21 protein-coding genes and 2 tRNA genes are annotated in these 21,579 nt (G+C 61.3%); 5 read left to right on the top strand and 18 right to left on the bottom strand.

Going from position 1 to position 21,579, the window contains the following annotated elements:
- Positions 1–24 precede the first annotated feature (24 nt).
- The 4 genes from K7B09_RS05300 to rpsF form a co-directional block, all read right to left on the bottom strand.
- Positions 25–1,437, bottom strand: coding sequence for a replicative DNA helicase (locus tag K7B09_RS05300; protein ID WP_223627481.1), 1,413 nt, complete (start codon positions 1,435–1,437; stop codon positions 25–27).
- A gap of 219 nt (positions 1,438–1,656) precedes the next feature.
- On the bottom strand, positions 1,657–2,112 hold the full coding sequence (gene rplI, locus K7B09_RS05295) for a 50S ribosomal protein L9 (protein WP_223627479.1): 456 nt from the start codon (positions 2,110–2,112) through the stop codon (positions 1,657–1,659).
- 205 nt (positions 2,113–2,317) lie between these two features.
- Positions 2,318–2,548, bottom strand: coding sequence for a 30S ribosomal protein S18 (rpsR, locus tag K7B09_RS05290; RefSeq protein ID WP_223627477.1), 231 nt, complete (start codon positions 2,546–2,548; stop codon positions 2,318–2,320).
- Between the two features lie 23 nt (positions 2,549–2,571).
- Positions 2,572–2,994 carry a 30S ribosomal protein S6 gene (rpsF, locus tag K7B09_RS05285; RefSeq protein WP_223627475.1) on the bottom strand — a complete coding sequence of 141 codons (423 nt, stop codon included), beginning with the start codon at positions 2,992–2,994 and terminating at the stop codon, positions 2,572–2,574.
- A 215-nt stretch (positions 2,995–3,209) separates the two neighbouring features.
- On the opposite strand from rpsF, the gene K7B09_RS05280 reads away from it, so the two are divergent.
- From K7B09_RS05280 to K7B09_RS05265, 4 genes are read left to right on the top strand one after another with little or no spacing between them, the layout of a single operon-like run.
- Positions 3,210–4,661, top strand: coding sequence for an aldehyde dehydrogenase (locus K7B09_RS05280; protein ID WP_223627473.1), 1,452 nt, complete (start codon positions 3,210–3,212; stop codon positions 4,659–4,661).
- Entirely contained in the window at positions 4,658–5,323 is a 666-nt protein-coding gene (can, locus tag K7B09_RS05275; protein ID WP_223627471.1) for a carbonate dehydratase, read from the top strand. The genes K7B09_RS05280 and can overlap by 4 nt, the downstream gene beginning before the upstream one ends.
- On the top strand, positions 5,320–5,742 hold the full coding sequence (locus K7B09_RS05270) for a RidA family protein (protein WP_223627469.1): 423 nt from the start codon (positions 5,320–5,322) through the stop codon (positions 5,740–5,742). The genes can and K7B09_RS05270 overlap by 4 nt, the downstream gene beginning before the upstream one ends.
- A gap of 4 nt (positions 5,743–5,746) precedes the next feature.
- Entirely contained in the window at positions 5,747–6,292 is a 546-nt protein-coding gene (locus K7B09_RS05265) for a 3-hydroxyanthranilate 3,4-dioxygenase (protein ID WP_223627466.1), read from the top strand.
- Positions 6,293–6,392: 100 nt separating this feature from the next.
- Here K7B09_RS05265 and pnp read toward each other — a convergent pair whose 3' ends face one another.
- The 14 genes from pnp to pcnB all read right to left on the bottom strand — a co-directional run bounded on the left by pnp (position 6,393) and on the right by pcnB (position 21,223).
- Positions 6,393–8,492, bottom strand: coding sequence for a polyribonucleotide nucleotidyltransferase (gene pnp, locus K7B09_RS05260; RefSeq protein WP_223627463.1), 2,100 nt, complete (start codon positions 8,490–8,492; stop codon positions 6,393–6,395).
- Between the two features lie 160 nt (positions 8,493–8,652).
- Complete coding sequence (rpsO, locus tag K7B09_RS05255) at positions 8,653–8,913, bottom strand: 30S ribosomal protein S15 (protein WP_223627461.1); 261 nt, start codon at positions 8,911–8,913, stop codon at positions 8,653–8,655.
- Positions 8,914–9,119: 206 nt separating this feature from the next.
- A complete protein-coding gene (gene truB, locus K7B09_RS05250; protein WP_223627459.1) occupies positions 9,120–10,112 on the bottom strand; it encodes a tRNA pseudouridine(55) synthase TruB in 993 nt (330 codons plus the stop codon).
- Positions 10,096–10,458, bottom strand: a complete 363-nt coding sequence (gene rbfA / locus K7B09_RS05245) for a 30S ribosome-binding factor RbfA (protein ID WP_223627457.1) — start codon at positions 10,456–10,458, stop codon at positions 10,096–10,098. Before rbfA ends, truB begins: the two co-directional genes overlap by 17 nt.
- A gap of 15 nt (positions 10,459–10,473) precedes the next feature.
- A complete protein-coding gene (gene infB / locus K7B09_RS05240; protein ID WP_223627455.1) occupies positions 10,474–13,116 on the bottom strand; it encodes a translation initiation factor IF-2 in 2,643 nt (880 codons plus the stop codon).
- Positions 13,117–13,244: 128 nt separating this feature from the next.
- Positions 13,245–14,732, bottom strand: coding sequence for a transcription termination factor NusA (gene nusA / locus K7B09_RS05235; protein WP_223627453.1), 1,488 nt, complete (start codon positions 14,730–14,732; stop codon positions 13,245–13,247).
- 6 nt (positions 14,733–14,738) lie between these two features.
- Positions 14,739–15,356, bottom strand: a complete 618-nt coding sequence (locus K7B09_RS05230) for a ribosome maturation factor RimP (protein ID WP_223627451.1) — start codon at positions 15,354–15,356, stop codon at positions 14,739–14,741.
- A gap of 152 nt (positions 15,357–15,508) precedes the next feature.
- A tRNA-Met gene (locus tag K7B09_RS05225) sits at positions 15,509–15,585 on the bottom strand.
- A gap of 69 nt (positions 15,586–15,654) precedes the next feature.
- A complete protein-coding gene (gene pgi / locus K7B09_RS05220; protein WP_223627752.1) occupies positions 15,655–17,160 on the bottom strand; it encodes a glucose-6-phosphate isomerase in 1,506 nt (501 codons plus the stop codon).
- On the bottom strand, positions 17,157–17,537 hold the full coding sequence (panD, locus tag K7B09_RS05215) for an aspartate 1-decarboxylase (protein WP_223627449.1): 381 nt from the start codon (positions 17,535–17,537) through the stop codon (positions 17,157–17,159). Before panD ends, pgi begins: the two co-directional genes overlap by 4 nt.
- A gap of 93 nt (positions 17,538–17,630) precedes the next feature.
- Positions 17,631–18,485, bottom strand: coding sequence for a pantoate--beta-alanine ligase (panC, locus tag K7B09_RS05210; protein ID WP_223627447.1), 855 nt, complete (start codon positions 18,483–18,485; stop codon positions 17,631–17,633).
- The gene (panB, locus tag K7B09_RS05205; protein ID WP_223627445.1) at positions 18,482–19,297 is read right to left on the bottom strand and encodes a 3-methyl-2-oxobutanoate hydroxymethyltransferase; all 816 of its coding nucleotides are present in this window, start codon (positions 19,295–19,297) and stop codon (positions 18,482–18,484) included. Before panB ends, panC begins: the two co-directional genes overlap by 4 nt.
- 28 nt (positions 19,298–19,325) lie before the next feature.
- A complete protein-coding gene (gene folK / locus K7B09_RS05200) occupies positions 19,326–19,853 on the bottom strand; it encodes a 2-amino-4-hydroxy-6-hydroxymethyldihydropteridine diphosphokinase (RefSeq protein ID WP_223627443.1) in 528 nt (175 codons plus the stop codon).
- Positions 19,850–21,223 (bottom strand): polynucleotide adenylyltransferase PcnB, encoded by a 1,374-nt coding sequence (gene pcnB, locus K7B09_RS05195; protein WP_223627441.1) that lies wholly within the window; start codon positions 21,221–21,223, stop codon positions 19,850–19,852. The genes folK and pcnB overlap by 4 nt, the downstream gene beginning before the upstream one ends.
- A gap of 133 nt (positions 21,224–21,356) precedes the next feature.
- Here pcnB and K7B09_RS05190 point away from each other — a divergent pair.
- Positions 21,357–21,432 (top strand) — tRNA-Glu (locus K7B09_RS05190).
- Positions 21,433–21,579: the final 147 nt, after the last annotated feature.

Below are 21,579 nucleotides of genomic sequence, written 5' to 3'. Positions count from 1 at the left end.
GGTTTCGCTCATGACCGGCGTCGCTTATTCGTAACTGCCAACGGTATCGTGCGCCAAATTATCAAAGCGTGTGTATTCACCAAAGAATTTCAGCTTGAAGCTGCCGGTGGGGCCGTTTCGGTGTTTGCCGATAATGATTTCGGCCAAGCCTTTGTCCGGCGAACTGTCCTTGTTGTAGTACTCATCGCGATAGATGAACACGATCATGTCGGCGTCTTGCTCGATCGCACCAGATTCACGCAAGTCGGCCATCACTGGACGCTTGTCGGTGCGGGTTTCCAACGAGCGGTTGAGCTGTGACAGGGCAATCACCGGCACATTCAATTCTTTCGCCAAGCCCTTCAGTGAGCGACTGATTTCAGAGATTTCGGTGGCGCGGTTTTCACTGTTGCCGGGGACCGCCATCAGCTGCAAATAGTCGATCACGATCAAGCCCAAATCATGTTCGCGCTTGAGCCGACGCGACTTGGCACGCAGCACTTCGGGTGACAGCCCGGGGGTGTCGTCGATGAAAATCTTGATGCCACTCATTTGCGCAATGGCACCGGTGACACGGCTCCAGTCTTCATCCTCCAGATCACCGGTCTTCAGGCGCGTGGCATTGACCCGGCCCAGCGAGGAAATCAAGCGCAGCGCCAATTGCGAGGATGACATTTCCATCGAAAACACCGCCACCGCTTTCTTCGATTTGATCGCGCCATACTCCGCGATATTCAATGCCAATGTGGTTTTACCCATTGCCGGGCGTGCCGCCAGGATGACCAAATCGGTGGGCTGCAGGCCCGCCGTCATCTCGTCAAACTCCACATAGCCGGTCGGTAACCCGGTCACGCCACTGCCGCTTTCGGCGCGTTTTTGCAGCACATCAAATGCTTCATTCAAGGCACGTTTGATCGGCACAAAATCCTGCCGCCCGCGCGAATGGCCTTCGGCAATTGCGAACACTTCGCTTTCGGCTTTCGCCAGCAACTCGCTGGAACCACGCCCCTCAGGCTGAAAGCCATCGTTGACGATCGCAGTGCCCACATCAATCAATTTGCGTTGTACCGCCTTGTCGCGCACGATGTCGGCATACGCTTTGATGTTGGCGGCGCTGGGTGTGGTGGCGGCCAGTTCGATCAAATAAGCGCCTCCTGCCACTTGCTCGGCAACACCTTGCGACTCAAACCAATCGCCCACCGTCACCGCATCGCAGGGTTGATTTTTTTCCACCAATTCACGTATGGCGCGATAGATCAGCTGATGATCACGTCGATAAAAATCTTCGGCATTGAGTAGATCAGCCACGCGGTCGAATGCAGAAGGATCGAGCATCAACCCCCCCAGCACCGCCTGCTCGGCATCCACTGATTGTGGCGGCACGCGCAGCTGCTCGATCCGCTGCTCATTGCGGGTCTGGAAACTGGAGTCGGGGCGGAAACCCTGCTTTACGCTCATTGGCGGTAACACGTCCTTTGCCAAGCGATGAGTGACCCGTCAGTGCGGGTCGATCGTGAGTGTTCGATGCAAGCCGTCATCCTAGCCGTCCCTGCAAGCAAATGTTGCAGATAAGTTTGTGGATAACCGGTGGGCATCTCATTTCCTGCGACACGCCATCCCGAAAACACAACAGGCGCCTTGCGGCGCCTGTTGCAAACCACGTACAGCGTTGCACGCTTAAGCGGCTTCCGGCACCACCACCACCTTGACGGTGGTGTTGACGTCGGCATGCAGATGCACATGCACCTCGAACTCGCCGGTGTGGCGCAGCGGGCCTTCGCCCATCACCACTTCGGACTTGTTCACTTCAATCCCCAGCTGCTTGGTCAGGGCTTCAGCGATTTCACGCGGGCCCACCGAGCCGTACAGCTTGCCTTCGGTCGACGCATTGGCAGCCACTGTGACGCTGGCATCGGCCAGCTTGGCCAGACGCGCATTGGCGGCGCCCAAGTTGGCAGCAGCCTTGGCCTCGTAGTCAGCGCGCTTGGCTTCGAATTCGGCAATATTGGCAGCGGTGGCCGGTACAGCCTTGCCCTGCGGGACGAGGAAGTTGCGGCCGTAGCCCGGCTTCACATCGACCTTGTCGCCGAGGTTGCCGAGATTGGTGACTTTTTGCAGAAGAATCAGTTGCATGGAATTGCTCCGTATTCGTTAGCGACGCTGATCGCACCGCAACGGTTGCTGTCCGAATGGACGGGTGTAGAGTTCAGTGTTATCCAGTGACGCACAGGCTGCGAAGGTATGGCCGGGAGCGGGATGTCGTGCGCACCGCAATTGACTGCCGTCAATGAGGATGCGTACGGTCAACCAAGCCACGCCACACCGGGCACGTGCAACATCAGACGTTGTGGTTATCCGTGTACGGGATCAGGGCCAGGAAGCGGGCGCGCTTGACGGCGGCCTGCAGCTGACGCTGATAACGCGACTTGGTGCCAGTGATGCGGCTGGGGACAATCTTGCCGGTTTCGGTCAGGTACTGACGCAGTGTGTTGAGATCCTTGTAGTCAATCTCGGTCACGCCTTCGGCGGTGAACTTGCAAAACTTGCGGCGACGGAAGAACTTGGACATGGGTGTGCTCCTGGGGGGCGGGCTTAGGCGGCTTCGGCGGATTCGGAATCGCCAGTACCAATGGCACTGTCGCTCTCATCATCACGGCGGCGGCGCTCGCCACGCTCGGGCTTGTCACCCTTTTCGTCCTTGTTTTTCATGATCAAGGACTGCTCGGTCACAGCGTCATCACGGCGCATCACCAGATGGCGCAAGATGGCATCGTTGAAGCGGAAGCCGTCCACCATTTCATCCAGCACGGCTTGCTCGACTTCGATATTGAGCAGCACGTAATGGGCCTTGACCAAATTCTGGATCGGGTAAGCCAGTTGGCGACGGCCCCAATCTTCCAGACGGTGGATCTTGCCATTGCCTGCTTCGATCGCACTCTTGTAGCGCTCGATCATCGCCGGGACCTGTTCGCTCTGATCCGGATGGACCAGGAACACGATTTCGTAATGACGCATAGTGATTTCCTCGTGGATGTCGCCGGCGGGATGCCGGCCGATTAGCCCTCGGCCATCTGGCGCGGTGTGCGGCAGACGCGTTCGGGCGAGCTCCCGATGAACGGGAGCCGGCCATTATGCGCAATCTGCATGACAATCGCAAATTCAACGACTTGCGCCCAATGCCGGTACTGCCAGTACTGCCGCAAGGCCGGCGTGACGGGTAAGCTGTACCCATGCAACGCTTTGGACATGTCATCGGCGCGACCTGCGGCGCAACCACCAACTCGCACTGGCGACCCGTGTTCGACCCCGCCCAAGCGCAGCCGTATGCCGAGGTTGCCGATGGCGATGCCAGCACTGTCGAAGCCGCGGTGGCCGTCGCCAGCGCGGCCGCAGCGGGCTGGGCGGCGCTTTCCAGCAGCCAACGCGCGCGCCACCTGAACCACCTGGCCGATGCGCTGGAAGCACAGCTCGACGCATTCGCCCACGCCGAAGCCATCGACGCCGGCAAACCGCTTGCGCTGGCGCGCGACATCGAGATCCCGCGCGCCGTCTCCAATTTACGCTTCTTCGCGCACGCCGCCACCCAGTTCGCCAGCGAGTCCCACCACGGCGAGGCCGGCCTGAATTACACCCTGCGCCTGCCGCTGGGGGTGGTTGGCTGCATCAGCCCGTGGAACCTGCCGCTGTACCTGTTCACCTGGAAGATCGCGCCAGCGTTGGCTGCCGGCAATGCGGTGGTAGCCAAACCCTCTGAAATCACCCCCGCCACCGCGACCATGTTGGGCGAACTTGCGCTGAAGGTGGGCCTACCGCCGGGTGTGCTGAATATCGTCCATGGCTTGGGGCCGGCGGTGGGCGAGCCGCTGGTAACGCATGCGCAGGTCAAAGCGGTCTCGTTCACCGGCAGCACAGCGGTGGGTCGGCGCATAGCCGGGTTGACCGGACCTCTGCTGAAAAAAATCTCGCTGGAATTGGGCGGCAAGAACGCCACGCTGATATTCGCCGACAGCGACTGGCGCGCGAATCTGGATACGTTGGTACGCAGCGCATTCCAGAACAGCGGGCAGATTTGTTTGTGTGGCTCGCGCCTTTTGATCGATCGCACTATTTATGATGAATTCCGCGATGCCTTCGTCGCGCGCGCGCGCGCATTGCGCCTCGGCGCACCGCTCGAAGCTGGCACGCAACTCGGTCCGATGGTCTCGCAGGCGCATTTCGACAAGGTGATGGCCGCCATCGAACGCGCGCGCGCCGAAGGCGGCCGCGTGCTCTGCGGTGGCGCGGCGCTGGACCGCCCAGGCTGGTTCATCGCACCCACCGTGATCGAAGGCCTCGGCCCGGGCTGCGCGACCAACCGTGAGGAAATCTTCGGCCCGGTCGTCACCCTGCAAGTGTTCGACAACGATGACGAAGCCCTGGCACTGGCCAACGCCTCCGACTATGGCCTGTCCGCCAGCGTGTGGACGTGCAACCTCACCCGCGCACATCGGTTCGCCGCGCAACTGCGGGTGGGCATCGTCTGGGTCAATACGTGGTTGATGCGCGACTTGCGTACCCCATTTGGCGGCACCGGTGCATCCGGGCTGGGCCGCGAGGGTGGACTGGAAGCGATGCGCTTCTTTACCGATCCACGCAACGTCGGCATCGCCCTACCCTCTCCCTCAGCACACGACACGCCATGAAAAAAGAACTCGAAATCCTGCTGCGCAACAACCGGGACTGGGCAGACAAGGTGACCCGCGAAGACCCCACATTCTTCGAGCGCCTTTCAAAATTGCAAACCCCCGAATACTTGTGGATCGGCTGCTCCGATTCACGCGTGCCGGCCAACCAGATCATGGGGTTGGCACCGGGTGAAGTGTTTGTACATCGCAATATCGCCAATGTCATGGTGCACACCGATCTCAACTGCATGTCCACCATTCAATTTGCGGTGGATGTGCTGAAGGTACGACATATCCTGGTCGTCGGCCACTACGGCTGCGGTGGCGTGGGTGCGGCATTGCACGGCACGCGGTTGGGGTTGGTCGACAATTGGATCCGCCACGTGGGCGATGTGGCGCAAAAGCATGCAGCGTTGCTGGACAAGCTTGCCGCAAGCGAGCGCCATGATGCGCTGTGCGAACTCAACGCCATCGAGCAGGCGGAAAACGTGTGCCTAACCACGGTGGTTGCCGATGCATGGGCGCGTGGGCAACAACTCGCGGTCCACGGTTGGGTGTACAGCTTGGCCGATGGCCGTGTGCGCGAACTGGGGATGGACGTGGATTCGCCGGAAGTACTGGAAGCCAACTATGCGTGGGCGGTCGCAGGCGTGGCTGAGCGTCGCGGCCCGCAGGCATGAGTGGCATCCACGCAAGTGGCGCACCGACCGCCGTGGGCCATTACCCGCATGCACGCCGTTTTGGCAACACCCTGTATTTGTCCGGCATTGGCCCACGCAACCCGGCCGACAATTCGATTCCCGGCAACGAGTATTTCGCCGACGGGCGCTTGCGCAAGTACGACATCGAGGCGCAGGTGCGGGCTGTCTTCAGCAATGTCCGCGCAGTACTGGCCGCCAGCGGCGCGCGCTGGGAGGACTTGGTGGACGTCACCGTCTACCTCACCGACATGGCGCGCGACTTCAAGGCGTACAACGCCGTGTGGGCCGAGCATTTCCCGGATGCCGCCAGCGCACCCTGCCGCACCACCCTGGGCATCACCGCGCTGCCCACGCCGATCGCCATTGAACTCAAATGCATCGCCCGGATCGAGGACTGAGCCCATGCTGCCCGCCGCCTTCAACCTGCACGCCTGGATCGAGGAACACCGCCACTTGCTGCAGCCGCCGGTCGGCAACAAGTGCATCGTGCAGGAGGACTTCATCGTGATGGTGGTCGGCGGGCCGAACGCCCGCACCGACTACCACTTCGAGGAAGGGCCAGAGTGGTTCTACCAGCTGGAAGGCGAAATGGTCCTGCGGGTGCAGGAGGACTTCGACGGCGAGCGCGGCACGCTGCGCGACATCCCGATCCGCGCCGGCGAGGTGTTCTACCTGCCGCCGCGGGTGCCGCATTCGCCGCAGCGGATGGTGAATTCAGTCGGGCTGGTGATCGAGCGCAAGCGCCTGCCGCACGAGGACGATGCACTGATGTGGTTCTGCGTGCACTGCAATCACAAGTTGTACGCCGAGCACTTTCACTTGGTCGATATCGAGCAGGACTTCTTCCGCGTGTTCGACCATTTTTATCGTGGCGACCAGCTACGCACCTGCACGCACTGCGGCACACTCAACCCAAGACCTGGGCGGTACGAACAGCCGGCAGAGTGATGCGCAAGCCCCTGTTCCCCCATCCTGGCGAGCGCAAATCCATTCAAAAAAAAACGGGCCTTGCGGCCCGTTTTTTTATCCCTGATGGCAAGTCAAATGCTTACGCGCCCTCGCCCTCGGTGACAGCCTTGATCGACAGGCGGATGCGGCCCTGCTTGTCCACTTCCAGCACCTTGACCTTGACCAGATCGCCTTCCTTGAGCACGTCGGACACCTTCTCCACGCGTTCGCCGGAAATCTGCGAGACGTGCACCAGGCCGTCCTTGCCCGGGGCAATGGTGACGAATGCACCGAAGTCCATGATCTTGGCGACCTTGCCTTCGTAGATCCGGCCCGGCTCGACGTCGGAGGTGATCTGCTCGATGCGCGACTTGGCGGCCTGGCCGGCGGCGGCGTTGACCGAGGCGATGGTGATGGTGCCGTCGTCCTGGATGTCGATCTGGGTGCCGGTTTCCTTGGTGATCGCCTGGATCACCGAACCGCCCTTGCCGATCACTTCGCGGATCTTGTCCGGGTGGATCTTGATGGTCAGCAGGCGCGGCGCGAACTCGGACAGCTCGCCGCGCGGCGCGGTCAGCGCATTGGCCATCTCGCCCAGGATGTGCAGGCGGCCGGCCTTGGCCTGCGCCAGCGCCACCTTCATGATTTCCTCGGTGATGCCCTGGATCTTGATGTCCATCTGCAGCGCGGAGACGCCGTTGCTGGTACCGGCCACCTTGAAGTCCATGTCGCCGAGATGATCCTCGTCGCCGAGGATGTCGGACAGCACCACGAAGTTGTCGCCTTCCTTGACCAAACCCATGGCAATACCCGCGACCGGTGCCTTGACCGGCACGCCGGCATCCATCAGCGCCAGCGAGCTGCCGCAGACCGACGCCATCGAGGAAGAGCCGTTCGACTCGGTGATCTCGGAGACCACGCGGATGGTGTACGGGAAGGCTTCCATGGTCGGCATCACCGCCAACACGCCGCGCTTGGCGAGGCGGCCGTGACCGATCTCGCGGCGCTTCGGGCCCATCATGCGGCCAGCCTCACCCACCGAGTAGGGGGGGAAGTTGTAATGGAACAGGAAGTGTTCCTTGTACTCGCCGGCGACGGCGTCGATGACCTGACCGTCACGCGCGGTGCCGAGGGTCACGGCAACAATCGCCTGGGTTTCGCCACGGGTGAACAGCGAGGAGCCGTGCACGCGCGGCAGCACGCCGACCTTGGAGCTGATCGGCCGCACGGTGTCGAGCGCGCGGCCGTCGATGCGGACCTTGGTGGCCAGCACCGAGCCGCGCATGGTCTGGTATTCCAGCTCGCCGAATTCCTTGGAGGCTTCACCGGCACTCCAACCGTTGGCTTCGATCTGCGGAGCGATCTCGGCCAGCACCGCCTTCTTCAGCGCGGAGATGGCATCCTTGCGCTCCAGCTTGTCGCGCACCTGGAAGGCGGCCGCCAGCTTGTCGCCAATGGCGGCCTTCAGCGCGGCGATCAGGGCGTCGTTCTTGGCCGGCGCCTGCCAATCCCACTTCGGCTTGCCGGCTTCGGCCACCAACGCATTGATGGTATCGATGGCGATCTGCATCTGCTGGTGACCAAACATCACCGCGCCCAGCATCACATCTTCGGACAGCTCGGCGGCTTCGGATTCCACCATCAGCACGGCGTCTTGGGTACCGGCAACCACCAGCTCCAACTGCGATTCTTTCAGCTCGCTAACGGACGGATTCAGCAGATACTGACCATCCTTGTAGCCAACCTTGGCGGCGCCGATCGGGCCTTGGAACGGTGCACCGGTCAGGGCGACGGCAGCGGAGCAGCCGATCAGCGCCAGGATGTCGCCGTCCACTTCCGGGTTCAGCGACATCACCGTAGCGATGACCTGCACTTCGTTCTTGAATTCTTCCGGGAACAGCGGACGCAGCGGACGGTCGATCAAGCGGCTGGTCAGCGTTTCTTTTTCAGTGGCGCGGCCTTCGCGCTTGAAGAAGCCACCGGGGATGCGGCCACCGGCGTAGAACTTCTCCTGGTAGTCCACGGTGAGCGGGAAGAAGTCCTGCCCTTCGCGCTGGGTTTTGGCCGCCACAGCGGTGCACAGCACCACGGTGCCGTCGCAAGAGACCATGACCGCGCCGCCTGCCTGACGTGCAATTTCGCCGGTTTCCAGCGTCACCTGCTGCTTGCCGAACTGGAATGACTTGGTGATTTTCGCCACTTTGGGAATCCTTGATTTGTCTTGATTCGTCAACGCAGGCAAGCCCCGCTTGCTGCGCTGCATCGCGTGTTGCGATGCGGGGATGCGGCATGGCCGCGATAAATGTTTCGTACTGCAAAAACGAACCGCGGCGCATTTCTGCGCCGCGGTGGGTATTCAATCAGCGACGCAGGCCGAGTTTGCCGATCAGCGCCTTGTAACGCTCGCCATCCTTGCGGTGCAAGTAGTCGAGCAGGCTGCGGCGACGATTGACCATCATCAGCAAGCCACGACGGCTGTGATGATCTTGCTTGTGTGCCTTGAAGTGCTCGGTAAGCAGTTCGATGCGTGCGGTCAGCAGGGCGACTTGCACTTCCGGCGAGCCGGTATCGTTGTCGCCGCGCTTGTGTTCGTTGATGACTTTCTGGGAATCGATGGACATGGTTGCCTCGTAGTCGCGTGACCGGCAGGAACAGGCGAGGGATTCGCCGGCACCGCACGGCTCGCCGTGATGGTGAAGGTAAGGAAATCCAGAATCGGGGACTCCAAAACCGGATATGCTCCAGTGAGCAGCGGGATTATAGCCCGCCAGCAGCCATGCGGCAATGCAACATAAGACATCCGATATGCGCTGGCACGCAATCTGGCTCAGCCGACGGCATCAGCCACGGCCGGCTGGCTCAGCGCCCAGCGAAACAAGCGGGATGGACGCAGGCTGCCATCGGCGTCCACTTCACCCAGGCCCAGCCCACGCCCTTGCTCGTCAAGAATCGCCACCTGCCCAGTGTGCTGATAAGGCCCGTGCAGGCTGCGCCCAAAGCCCAGATAATGTGCCTGCGGCTGATTGACGCGCACCTGCGGCCACGACGCCATGCCCGCCTCGATGGGCAACAGGCAGGCATCCAGCACGCGCTCTCCCACCTGCTCCAACAGGCCTTGCAAAGCATCCAGCGTCCACATACGCGGTTCGCGGAACGGATCCACCCAAAGCCGGCGCAACTGCGCCACGTGCGCGCCACAGCCCAACAGTTCACCCAGATCACGCACCAGACTGCGCACATAGGTGCCGGAGCCGCATTCCACATGCAGGCGCAAATGCGGCGTGCCGGCATCCAGCAAATCGGCAGCATTGAGCAGTTCAAACGCGTGGACATCAATCTCACGTGCTTCGATCTCGATGACCTCGCCGCGCCGTGCCTTAACGTACAACGGCTCGCCACCACGCTTGAGTGCCGAATAGATCGGTGGGCGTTGCAGGATGCGACCAGTCAATTGCTTGAGCGCAGCATCAATGACATCCAGCGTCAGCGCCGGTACCGGGCGCTCACGCAGTGGCTGGCCTTCGGCATCGTCGGTATCGGTAACAATCCCGAGCCGTGCTACGGTTTCATACGCCTTGCGTGCGCCCAATAGGCCGCCGGCGATTTTGGTGGCCTCGCCAAAACACACCGGCAACAAGCCGGTAGCGAGCGGATCCAAACTACCGGTATGCCCACCCTTCTCGGCGCGAAACAAATGCCGTACGCGCTGCAAGGCTTGATTCGAAGACAAGCCCTGCGGTTTGTCCAGCAGCAAGATGCCATCCAGACGGCGGAACACGGTGCGCAGGCGGCGCTCGCGCGGGTTATTCGGCGCAGCCACTGGGGCGCAAGTCGCGCAGAAGGTTGTCGATGCGTTCGCCGCGATCCACCGATTCATCATAGTGAAAATGCAGCTCTGGCACGTGCCGCAGGCGCATGGCATGCGCCAGCTGATAGCGGATTTCGGGGGCCAGTGTCTTCAATGCTTTCACGGTGTCCAACGCACGTTCTGGCTGCAGTACCGTCACAAACACTTTGGCGTGTGCCATGTCGCGAGTGACCTCGACATCGGACACACTGGACGATGCCAGCCCGTGCTCGCGCACGAAGGCATGTACCAGCGTGCCCAATTCACGACGCAACTGGGCCGATACGCGGTCGGTGCGATGGAATGATTTTTGTGCCATGACCAAGCGCGCGCCTTACAGCGTGCGCTGTACCTCGATGCGTTCGAAGCATTCGATCTTGTCGCCCGGCTTGACCTGGTCGTAACCCTTCACGCCGATACCGCATTCGGTACCGTTGCGTACTTCGTCCACGTTCTCCTGGAAGCGACGCAGCGAATCCAATTCGCCCGAGAAGATGACGGTATCGTCGCGCAGCACACGGATCGGCTTGCCCTTGCGAATGACACCTTCCACCACCACCGAGCCGGCGATCGAGCCGAACTTGGAATGCCGGAACACCTGCTGCACCGATGCGGTACCGATGATTTCTTCGCGCACTTCCTTGCCCAGTACGCCGGAGGCAATCTGCTTCACCTGATCGATCACGTCATAGATGATCGAGAAATAACGCAGGTCGATGCCGTTGTTATCAATCACCTTGCGCGCCGAGGCATCGGCACGCACGTTGAAGCCGATCACGGCAGCCTTGGAGGTGGCTGCCAACTGCGCATCGGACTCGGTAATCCCGCCCACGCCCGAGCCAATCACATTGATCTTGATCTGGTCGTTGGACAGCCCGGTCAAGGCTTCGCGTAGCGCCTGCATGGTGCCGTGCACATCGGCCTTGACCACCAGGTTGAGCGCCAGCTGCTGGCTGCTGCCTTCGCCCATCTGCGCCAGGATGTCTTCCATGCGGTTGCCCGCCGAGGCGACCAAACGCAACTCGCGGCGCTTGGTGTCGCGCTGCTGGGCCACATCCTTGGCCAGACGCTCATCGGCCACCACCACAAAATCATCACCCGCTTCCGGTACGCCGGACAGGCCCAGAATTTGCACCGGAATCGACGGGCCAGCGACTTGCACCTGCGTGCCATTTTCATCAAACAAGGCACGCACACGGCCATATTGAATGCCGCACACCAGATAATCGCCCTTCGACAATTGCCCCTGCTGCACCAACACCGTAGCCACCGGGCCACGCCCCTTGTCCAACGCAGATTCAATCACCACACCCGTGGCACGGCCTTCGAATACAGCTTGCAGATCCAATACTTCCGACTGCAGCAAAATGGCGTCGAGCAAGTCATCCACACCCTGCCCGGTCTTGGCCGACAGCTCCACCATCTGAATATCGCCGCCGAATTCTTCGGCCACCACTTCATAAGTCAACAAATCGCTCTTGACCCGCGACGGATCAGCGTCAGATTTGTCGATCTTGTTGATTGCCACGATCAGCGGCACTTTGGCCGCCTTGGCATGCTGGATCGCTTCCGCGGTCTGCGGCATCACCCCGTCATCGGCCGCCACCACCAACACCACGATATCGGTGAGCTTGGCGCCGCGCTGACGCATTTGGGTAAATGCTGCATGGCCGGGTGTATCCAGGAAGCTGATCACGCCCTTCGGTGTTTCAACGTGGTACGCACCAATGTGCTGGGTAATGCCACCGGCTTCCCCGGTGGCCACCTTGGTGCGGCGAATGTAGTCGAGCAACGAGGTCTTGCCATGATCGACGTGGCCCATGATGGTGACCACTGGCGGCCGCTGCTGCTTCTCGCCCTGCACCTCCTCGGCGTGCGCCAGCAATTCGGACTCGGCATCGTTGGCACCGGCAGCAACCGCCTTGTGACCCAGCTCCTCGGTGATCAACACGGCTGTGTCGTGGTCAATGGATTGGGTGATGGTGGCCATCACGCCCATCTTGAACAGCGCCTTCACCACATCGCCGCCCTTCATCGCCAATTTCTGGGCAAGATCAGCCACAGTGATGGCATCCCCAATCGCCACTTCACGCACCACCGGCGCGGTGGGCTTGTTGAACCCGGTACCGGTGCGCGATTGATCCGAAGCGCGCTTGCTGCCCCCTGCGGGCTTGCCCTTGCCACGCGTATTGCTGCTACGGCGGGCACGATCGGAGGCTGACAGATGCAACTGCCCGGCGAAACGCTCGGTGCGGTCATCATCTTCCACCCCTGCCACCATCACATGTGACCCGCGCTGCACTTGCGGCTTGCCCTTGGCAGCAACGGCAGCCTTGTCGGCCTCACGCGCTGGTGCTGCGGGTTTGGGATGCGCCGCGCCATGGCCATGACCGTGACCATGGCCGTGACCTTTGGTTTTGCCTGCATCCTCCAACGCGGCTTCAGCGGCGGCAGCGGCCTCCGCCGCGACACGCTCGAGTTGCTCTTGCTCCACGCGCTTCTGTTCCGCAACCACTTCTGCACGCTGGCGGTCTTTCTCGGCCAGTGCTCGTTGCTCGGCAAGGTTGCGCGCGCGCGATTCTTCCAGCTTGCGCAGCGCATCGGTGCGCTCGGCGTCCAGCTTTTCGTTTGCCGTTTGCGCACGCCCTTCACCCGGCTTCAGGGTGATTTTCTTGCGGGTGACGACCTCAATGGTGCCTGCTGCACGCCCAGCCTTGCCGCCGTTGCCAACGGAAATCTCCTGTTTGCGGCTGCGGTTAAGGGTGATCTTGCCCGATGCGATCGCCTCTTCGGCAGGCTTTTCATCCTTGCCGTGGGCTCGACGCAAAAAGCCGTGCAGTTTCAGTTTCTCGGCACTGGTGATGACCTGATCGGGACCGCTGAACTTCATACCGGCCTCGGTCAGTTGTTCCAGCAGTTTATCGACCGGCGTATTCACCAGTTCAGCGAGCTTGCGGATGGTGGTTTGCTGCGACATTCGGTTTCCGGTGTCTTTGGCCACCTCGCAGGTGACCGAATCTGTGGATTGTAGGACGGACGCGATGACAAATCTCTGCCCGCCGGCCAATCAAGCGATGCAGGCCCAGGCCCGCACCGTGCCATACATCATTCGAACCAGTGCTTGCGCGCTTCCATGATCAAGGTTGCGGCGCGCGCATCCCCCATGCCCTCAATATCGGCAATCTCATCGGTAGCTGCTTCGGCCAGATCTTCGCGGGTACGCACGCCACGCTCGGCCAGGGCATAGGCCGTGGCTTCGTCCATTCCGGCAAGACCTAGCAGATCTGCAGCCGGCTGATGCTCTTCCAAGCCTTCTTCGGCGGCCAGTGCCTCGTTCAGTAACGCATCGCGCGCGCGCGAACGCAACTCTTCGACGATATCCTCGTCAAAGCCTTCCACCGCCAGCAACTCGGCCACCGGCACATAGGCAATTTCTTCGACTGTGTTGAAGCCTTCACCCACCAGGATGCCGGCGATTTCCTCGTCCACTTCCAACTTGTCTACAAACAACTGACGCGCCGCCGCTTGCTCGGATTCGGTCTTGGCCTGCACTTGATCGGCGGTCATTACATTGAGCTGCCAACCGGTCAATCGACTGGCCAGGCGCACATTCTGACCACCACGACCAATCGCCTTGGCCAAGTTTTCTTCAGCCACCGCGATATCCATCGAGTGCTTGTCTTCATCGACAATGATCGACTGCACTTCCGCCGGTGCCATTGCATTGATCACGAATTGCGCCGGGTTGTCGCTCCACAACACGATATCCACGCGCTCGCCGTTGAGCTCATTGGTGACCGCTTGTACACGCGAACCGCGCATCCCGATGCAGGCACCAATCGGATCGGTACGGTTGTCATGCGCCAACACCGCGATCTTGGCGCGGTCACCCGGATCACGCGAGCACGCCATGATCGATACCAAACCTTGACCGACTTCCGGCACTTCCAGCTTGAACAGCTCCATCATGAATTCCGGGGCTGCGCGGCTGATGAACAGCTGCGGGCCACGCGACTCGCTGCGCACGTCGAACAAATAACCACGCACGCGGTCGCCGGTACGCAACACGTCGCGCGGAATGCCCTTGTCCTTGGCGATGATGGCCTCGGCGTTGCCGCCCAGATCGACATAGATATTGCCGCGTTCCACACGCTTGACCACACCGGTGATCAATTCGCCCACGCGATCTTTCCACGCATCCACCACTTGCTGGCGCTCGGCTTCGCGTACGCGCTGCACGATAACCTGCTTGGCGGCTTGCGCAGCAATCCGGCCGAAGTCGGGATTTTCGATTTGTTCTTCGATGTAATCACCCACTTCCACTTCATCGCTTTCGTCCAGCGCATCCATCAGGCGCACCTGACGATCCGGTGACTCCATCACTACGTCATCGGCCACCACTTCCCAGCGGCGGAAAGTTTCGTAGCTGCCGTCTTTGGCGTCGATCTGTACACGCACCAGCACGTCTTGGTCGATATAGCGCTTCTTTGCCGCTGAAGCCAATGCCGCCTCGATGGCTTCCAAGATGACCGATTCCGGCACACCTTTTTCGGCAGCCACCGCATCGACGACCAGCAATAGTTCTTTGCTCATGCCCGCTTACTCCGCATCTGGCGACCCAGCGGCCGCCGTCTTGTTGGTTGGGTTTTTCTTTGCCGTGGGCTTTTTGCCCGCCGACGCTTTTTGCTTGCCTGGCCGCGCATCGCGTCCGGACTTGTCTTGTGCTGGCGCCAGACCGAGCGCTACCCAGTCAGGGACAAGTTTGGCCTTGTCCACGTTAGCGGCATCCACGGCCAGCTCTTGAGCGTCCACAGCGAACAGGATCTGTTGGCCTTCCACTCGCAAAATCTCCCCTTGCAAGCGACGACGCCCATCCTGCGGCAGCTTCAGTGTGACCTTTGCAGTCGCACCAATAAAGCGCGCAAACTGCGCCACACCAAACAGCGGGCGATCAATCCCCGGTGAAGACACTTCCAAGGTGTAGTTCGCGCTAATGGGGTCGGCTACATCCAGTTGTGCGGAAATTTCACGGCTCACCGCCTCGCATTCTTCGATGCCCACATTGCGCGTAGCAGCCTCTGCTGGGGGCACATCGATATACAGACGCAACAACGCACTGCCCGATGCCGGCAAATATTCAATACCCAGCAACTCCAAGCCCATCGATGCAATGGTTGGAGCCAGCAACGCAGCAATTTCGTCAGCCTTGTCTGTCACGGTGCGCCTATCGCAAAAACGGATGTGTGAAATTCCGATATCTGAAAACGAAAAAGGACCCATTGGGCCCTTTTCCGATGACACTGGATTGCGAAAGCCTGGAGATACTTTCGCGAGCCCGAGCCCGATGCCGTTGAATCGACACTGAAACTTGGTAGCGGGGGCAGGATTTGAACCTGCGACCTTCGGGTTATGAGCCCGACGAGCTGCCAGACTGCTCCACCCCGCAGCAGAGTCGCGCATTGTAGGCAGTGTGCAAGAAACATGCAACCACTATCTTCACTGCGAACGTAATTCCCTACCCATGAATCACCGCCAACAGCGCCCGCGTCACCGCGTCATGGGCTTGGCTTTCACCACGCAGCGCTGGCAGCAAGCGACTGGCCACTTGCTTGCCCAGCTCGACACCGAATTGATCGAAGGCGTTGATCCCCCACAACACCGATTGCAAATACACGCTGTGCTCATACAACGCAATCAGCATGCCCAAGGATTGCGGGGTCAGTGCATCCAGCAGCAACAGCGTGCTGGGGCGATTGCCGGGATAGCGGCGATGCGGGTCGTCGCTGTCCTGGCCGTTGGCCAATGCCTCGGTTTGTGCCAACAGGTTAGCAAGCAGTGCGGCATGGTTGGCCGCGTGCGGGTGGTCGGCCTTGACCACGCCGATGAAATCGGCCGGCACGATCTGGGTGCCTTGATGCAGGGCTTGGAAGAAACTGTGCTGGGTATCGGTGCCCGCCCCACCCCACCACACCGGCACGGTGTCAGCAGCGATGTCGCTGCCATCCACGCGCACCGATTTGCCCAGGCTTTCCATCACCAGCTGCTGCAAGTAATTGGGCAACAACTTCAGGCGGTCGTCATACGGCAGCACGGCTTGGGTGGCGGCGTGCAGGCCGTTGCGGTTCCACACCGCAGTGAGCGCGTGCCAGACCGTGATATTGCCATGCAACGGCGCGTGCAGCGCGTGCGTATCCATCGCGGCTGCGCCTTCCAGCAATTGCTCGAAGCGATCCATGCCCAGCGCCAAGGCAATCGGAAAACCCACCGCCGACCACAGCGAATAACGCCCGCCCACCCAGTCCCACATTGGTAGGGTGCGTTCCGGCGGGATGCCAAAATCGGCTACCCGTTGCGCATTCGTGCTGACCGCGTACAAGCGGTCATTGTTGCCCAACCACTCCCGCACAATGCCGCCATTGAGCAGGGTCTCCTGGGTGCCGAAAGTTTTGGAAATCACCACTCCGGCGGTCTTGGCCGGATCTAGCCCTGCCAGCACGCGGCGCGCCGCATTGCCATCGACATTGGAAATGAAGTGCACGCGGAAACGCGCACCCGGCCGCGCCAATGCATCCACAATCAAACGCGGCCCAAGATCAGAACCACCAATGCCAACGGATACGATGTCGGTCACATCACTGGCTGCCAGCGCGTCGATCAACTCGCGCATCCTTAGCTGCGCAGACAGCGCTTGCGCACGCGCCGCCAGCGCAAAAGCCGACGTTGCCACGCCGCCGCGCAATGCACTATGCAAAGCCGCACGGCCTTCAGTGCCGTTGACGGTTTCACCACCCAACAGCTGTTGCATGGCGCCTGCAAGATCAGCGCGCTTGGCAAGATCAAACAACGCATCAAGCGCCGTGCGGTCATAACGCTGACGCGCAAAATTGGCGTACAACGGGCCGCAACGCAGGGCAAATTCCTGCGCGCGCGCCGGATCGTTTGCAATCAAATTGACCAGCGTGCTGCTGGCCAGTCGCTGTGCATGTGCATCCAGACCGTCCAGCAGGCTTGTCATGGTCAGGCCGCCTGTTGGGGCATCGAATGATTGGTGTGGGTCAGATGATTATTGCGGTCCACATACACGCAGGTGGGCTTGTAGGCCTTGGCTTCTTCGGCATCGCACTGCACATAGGCGCAGATGATGACCAGATCACCCACCCGTGATTTGTGTGCGGCCGCGCCGTTGACCGAAATCACCCCACTGCCTTCTTCGCCACGAATGGCATACGTGGAATAGCGCTCGCCACTGGTGACGTCGTAGATGTGGATCTGCTCGTATTCGCGGATACCGGCAATATCCAGCAAACGCCCGTCAATTGCGCAGGAGCCTTCGTAATGCAGCTCGGCATGGGTGACGGTGGCGCGGTGGATCTTGCCCTTGAGGAGGGTCAGTTGCATGGCTTGACTCCGATGGTGCATGACGGCGTTGGCCGCATTGAGGCTGCAGTATAAGACGCAAATGCCGCACTGCAACATTCCAAAAACCGCAATTTATCCGGGCAATTCAAATTCCAGATTGTCGATCAACCGCGTCCGCCCCAGACGTGCCGCGATCAGCGCAACCCTTGCGCCCGCCTGCCCATCCTGCGGCTCGCTGAAATCGGGGCAACGCAGCACCGCGTAGTCCGGTACGAAGCCTGCCGAACGCAGTTGTGCGTCGGCATCGGCTTCCACTTGTGCACGCGGCTGGCCGGCCTGCGCGGCATCGCGCATCGCCAACAAGCAACGATGAATGCCCGGCGCGGTGGCGCGCTCGGCCTGCGACAAATACTGGTTGCGCGAACTCATCGCCAGGCCGTCGGTTTCACGCACGATCGCGCCGGCGAGAATGGCGGTGGGCATGTGCAAATCCACCACCATTTGCCGGATCACCGCCAACTGCTGGAAGTCTTTTTTGCCGAACGCCGCCACATCCGCCTGCACCTGATTGAACAGGCGCGTCACTACCGTGCACACACCATCGAAATGGCCGGGGCGGCACGCACCTTCCAGCACGCTGCTGATTCCGGGGACATGCACATTCGAGGCCAACGGCACACCGAACGGGTACATCGCTTCCACTTCCGGCAACCACAATATATCGCAGCCAGCCGCATGCAGGCCGCTGGTATCGGCGTCGGGCGTGCGTGGATAGCGGGTAAAATCTTCGTTGGGGCCAAACTGGGTGGGATTGACGAACACGCTGGACACCACTTTGTCCACATGCTGCCGCGCCAGTGCAACCAGTGAGTAATGGCCGGCATGCAGGTTACCCATGGTCGGCACGAAACCCACCGTCTGGCCGTCGCGCCGCCACTGGCGAATACGCTCGCGCAATGCCGCAAGCTGGGTGATGGTTTCAATCATGCGTAGCTGTGCTCCATGGTCGGAAACGTGCCTGCGCGCACCGCCTCGGCATAGGCATGCACCGCGCCGGCAATCGAGCCGCCTTCGGCCAGGAAATCCTTGACGAATTTGGGTTTGCGATGCCCAGTGTCGATACCCAACAAGTCATGCAACACCAACACTTGCCCATCACAGCCGGCACCTGCCCCAATCCCGATGGTGGGAATCGGGCTGGCCTGGGTAATTTGCGCAGCCAACGTGGCCGGCACGCCCTCCAACACCAGCAAAGCCGCACCGGCTTCTGCCACGGCCAAGGCTTCCGCCTGCAAACGCTCGGCGGCAGATTGCTCGCGCCCTTGTACCTTGAAGCCACCCATCGTGAGCACCGACTGCGGGGTCAGGCCCAGATGCGCGCACACCGGGATTTCGCGTTCCACCAAATAGCGAATGGTGCCGAGTTTGTGGCCCGCACCTTCCAACTTGACCATCGCCGCGCCGGCTTGAATAAACCGCACCGCCGCGGCAAATGCTTGCGCCGGGCTACCGTCACTGCCAAACGGAAAGTCCGCAATTTTCAGCGGATGTTTGGCCGCCCGCGCGACCGCTGCGGTGTGGTACACGATGTCATCCACCTGTACCGGCAAGGTCGATTCGTGGCCCTGCACCACCATCCCCAACGAATCGCCGATCAAGATCAGATCAATACCCGCAGCATCCAGCACCCGCGCAAAACTGGCGTCATAGCAGGTCAACATCACCAATTTGCGGCCGGCGGCACGCGCCTGCGCAAGCTGCGGCACGCTCCAGGACTTCGATTCGGCATGCACGCTCATTGCGGGCTTCCAACAGGGCAATCGCGCATTATCGCGCAGATGAAGCAGCCTGAACGGCAATCGCTTCCACGCCCTGCGCATCCACCTGCCGCAGCGCCTCACCCACACTGCCATATCCGGGAAAGACCATCTCTGCTGCGATCTCGGCCAACGGCACCAGTGCAAACGCACGCTCGTGCAGATACGGATGCGGCACCCGCAAGCCGGGGACGTTGATCACGGCATCGCCATACAGCAGCAGGTCCAGATCCAGCACCCGTGGCCCCCAGCGCAGTGCCGCGGTATCGCCGCCGCGCTGCCGGCCTGCATTGCGTTCGATTTCCAGCAACTGCGCCAGCAAGGCCGGGGCGGTCAATGTGGTGTTCAACAGCACCGCTGCATTGATGAAATCCGGCTGATCCACCCGCCCCCACGCCGGCGTGCGATAGAGGCGCGATGCGCTCAGCAATTCGGTCTCCGGCAGCTGAGCCAGCGCATGGATGGCGCTGGTCACTGCGTGGGTGGAATCGCCCAGATTGGCGCCCAGACCCACTGCCGCGTGTACCGGCGCCCTCATTCGGCGGCGGGACGGGTGTCGGTGGGACGCCGACGCCGGCGCCGACGTTTGCGCGGGGCGTCGCCCGCCTCGGCAATGGCATCATTGCCAATCTCGTCGGGGGTCAGACGATCTTGCGCGCTGTCGGCAGTGGCATCGCTGGGGTGCAACTGCGCCTCGCGCCAGAACGCCACGTCGTCAGCATGCGAGTCCGAAGCCGCCAAGCGCAGTTCGAGGAAATCGAACGCGGCCCGAAACCGCGGATGCGACAGCAGGCGGAACACCCGCTTGCGCAGACGCAAGGTGAAGCGCGGTTGCAACAGCCAGATTTCCTGCATCGGTTGCGAAAACCGCCGCGGCAACGCAATCCGCGCCACTTGGTGCAAGGTGACGCGATCGGCCGCACGCCGCTGCGCTTCGGCCGCATGCACGCCCTGTGCTTGCAGCAGCGCCAAAGCACGGCAATACGCTGGCCACAGCAACACCGCATACAAGAACGCCGGCGACACCGCCTGATCGGCATGCACCCGCGCATCGGTGTTGCGCAAGCCCTGCACCAGCATCCGCCGCAACGCACCCGACTTGTTGGACTGCAAGGCTTGCGCCGTTTCCGGCAACAACACCGGCAACAATCCATGCGCTTCCAGCAATTCAAAACTGGCCACTGCATGACCCGACAGGAACATCTTCAGGGTTTCTTCGAACAAACGCGCCGGCGACGCATCGGCCAGCAACGGGGCCAACCGTGCAATCGGTTCGGCGGTGGCCGGCGCAATCGTGAATCCCAACTTGGCCGCCAACCGCGCCGCCCGCAGCATCCGCACCGGGTCTTCGCGATAGCGCGCTTCCGGCTCACCAATCAGGCGCAGCACCCGTGCCTGCACATCTGCAAACCCCCCCACGTAATCGCGCACCGAAAAATCTTCAATCGCGTAATACAGCGCGTTGGCGGTGAAGTCGCGGCGTACCGCATCGTGCTCGATACTGCCGTACACGTTATCGCGCAGCAGCCGGCCGCCATCGTCGGTCAGGCGGTCGCCTTCGTCATCACCGCCATTGGCGCGAAAGGTGGCCACTTCGATGATTTCACGGCCATACACCACATGCGCCAAGCGAAACCTGCGCCCAATCAAGCGGCAATTGCGAAACAGCGCCTTGACCTGCTCGGGAGTGGCATCGGTAGCCACGTCAAAATCCTTGGGCTCACCGCCCACCAGCAAGTCGCGCACCGCCCCCCCCACCAGATAGGCCGCAAAGCCGGCCTCGCGCAGGCAGTACAGCACACGCAGTGTGCCTTGGCTCATCTGTTTGCGGGAAATGTTGTGCGCTTCACGTGGAATCACGTGCAAGCTGGGGACAACAGCGGTGGAAATGGATTGGGATTCAGTCATGCGTGGCGGCCAGACCGCAGCGTCAAAGGAAGTGAAAGGCGCATTGCCAGTGGCTTGCGCAGCCACTTATACTAACAAGCTCAGCGCCGGAATCCCCAGCGCCGAGCCGATTGTCCAATCGGCACCCCTCATTGCTCCCTTCGTCTAGAGGCCTAGGACGTGGCCCTCTCAAGGCTAAAACACGGGTTCGAATCCCGTAGGGAGCGCCATAGCAAGGCAAAGGCCACCGCAAGGCGGCCTTTGCCTTGCTATGGCCTAGCGTGATATCACATCTGACCGATCTGACTCACCCAGCGCATTGGCTACCCCGTGGGCCGGGAAATCCTGCAACTGGGCAAAGACCGACAACTGGCCAA

This window comes from Thermomonas beijingensis (assembly GCF_020034655.1).
GTDB lineage: Bacteria > Pseudomonadota > Gammaproteobacteria > Xanthomonadales > Xanthomonadaceae > Thermomonas > Thermomonas beijingensis.
The sequence above is the reverse complement of the archived record's forward strand: the minus strand, read 5'-3'. Positions and strand labels throughout refer to the sequence as shown.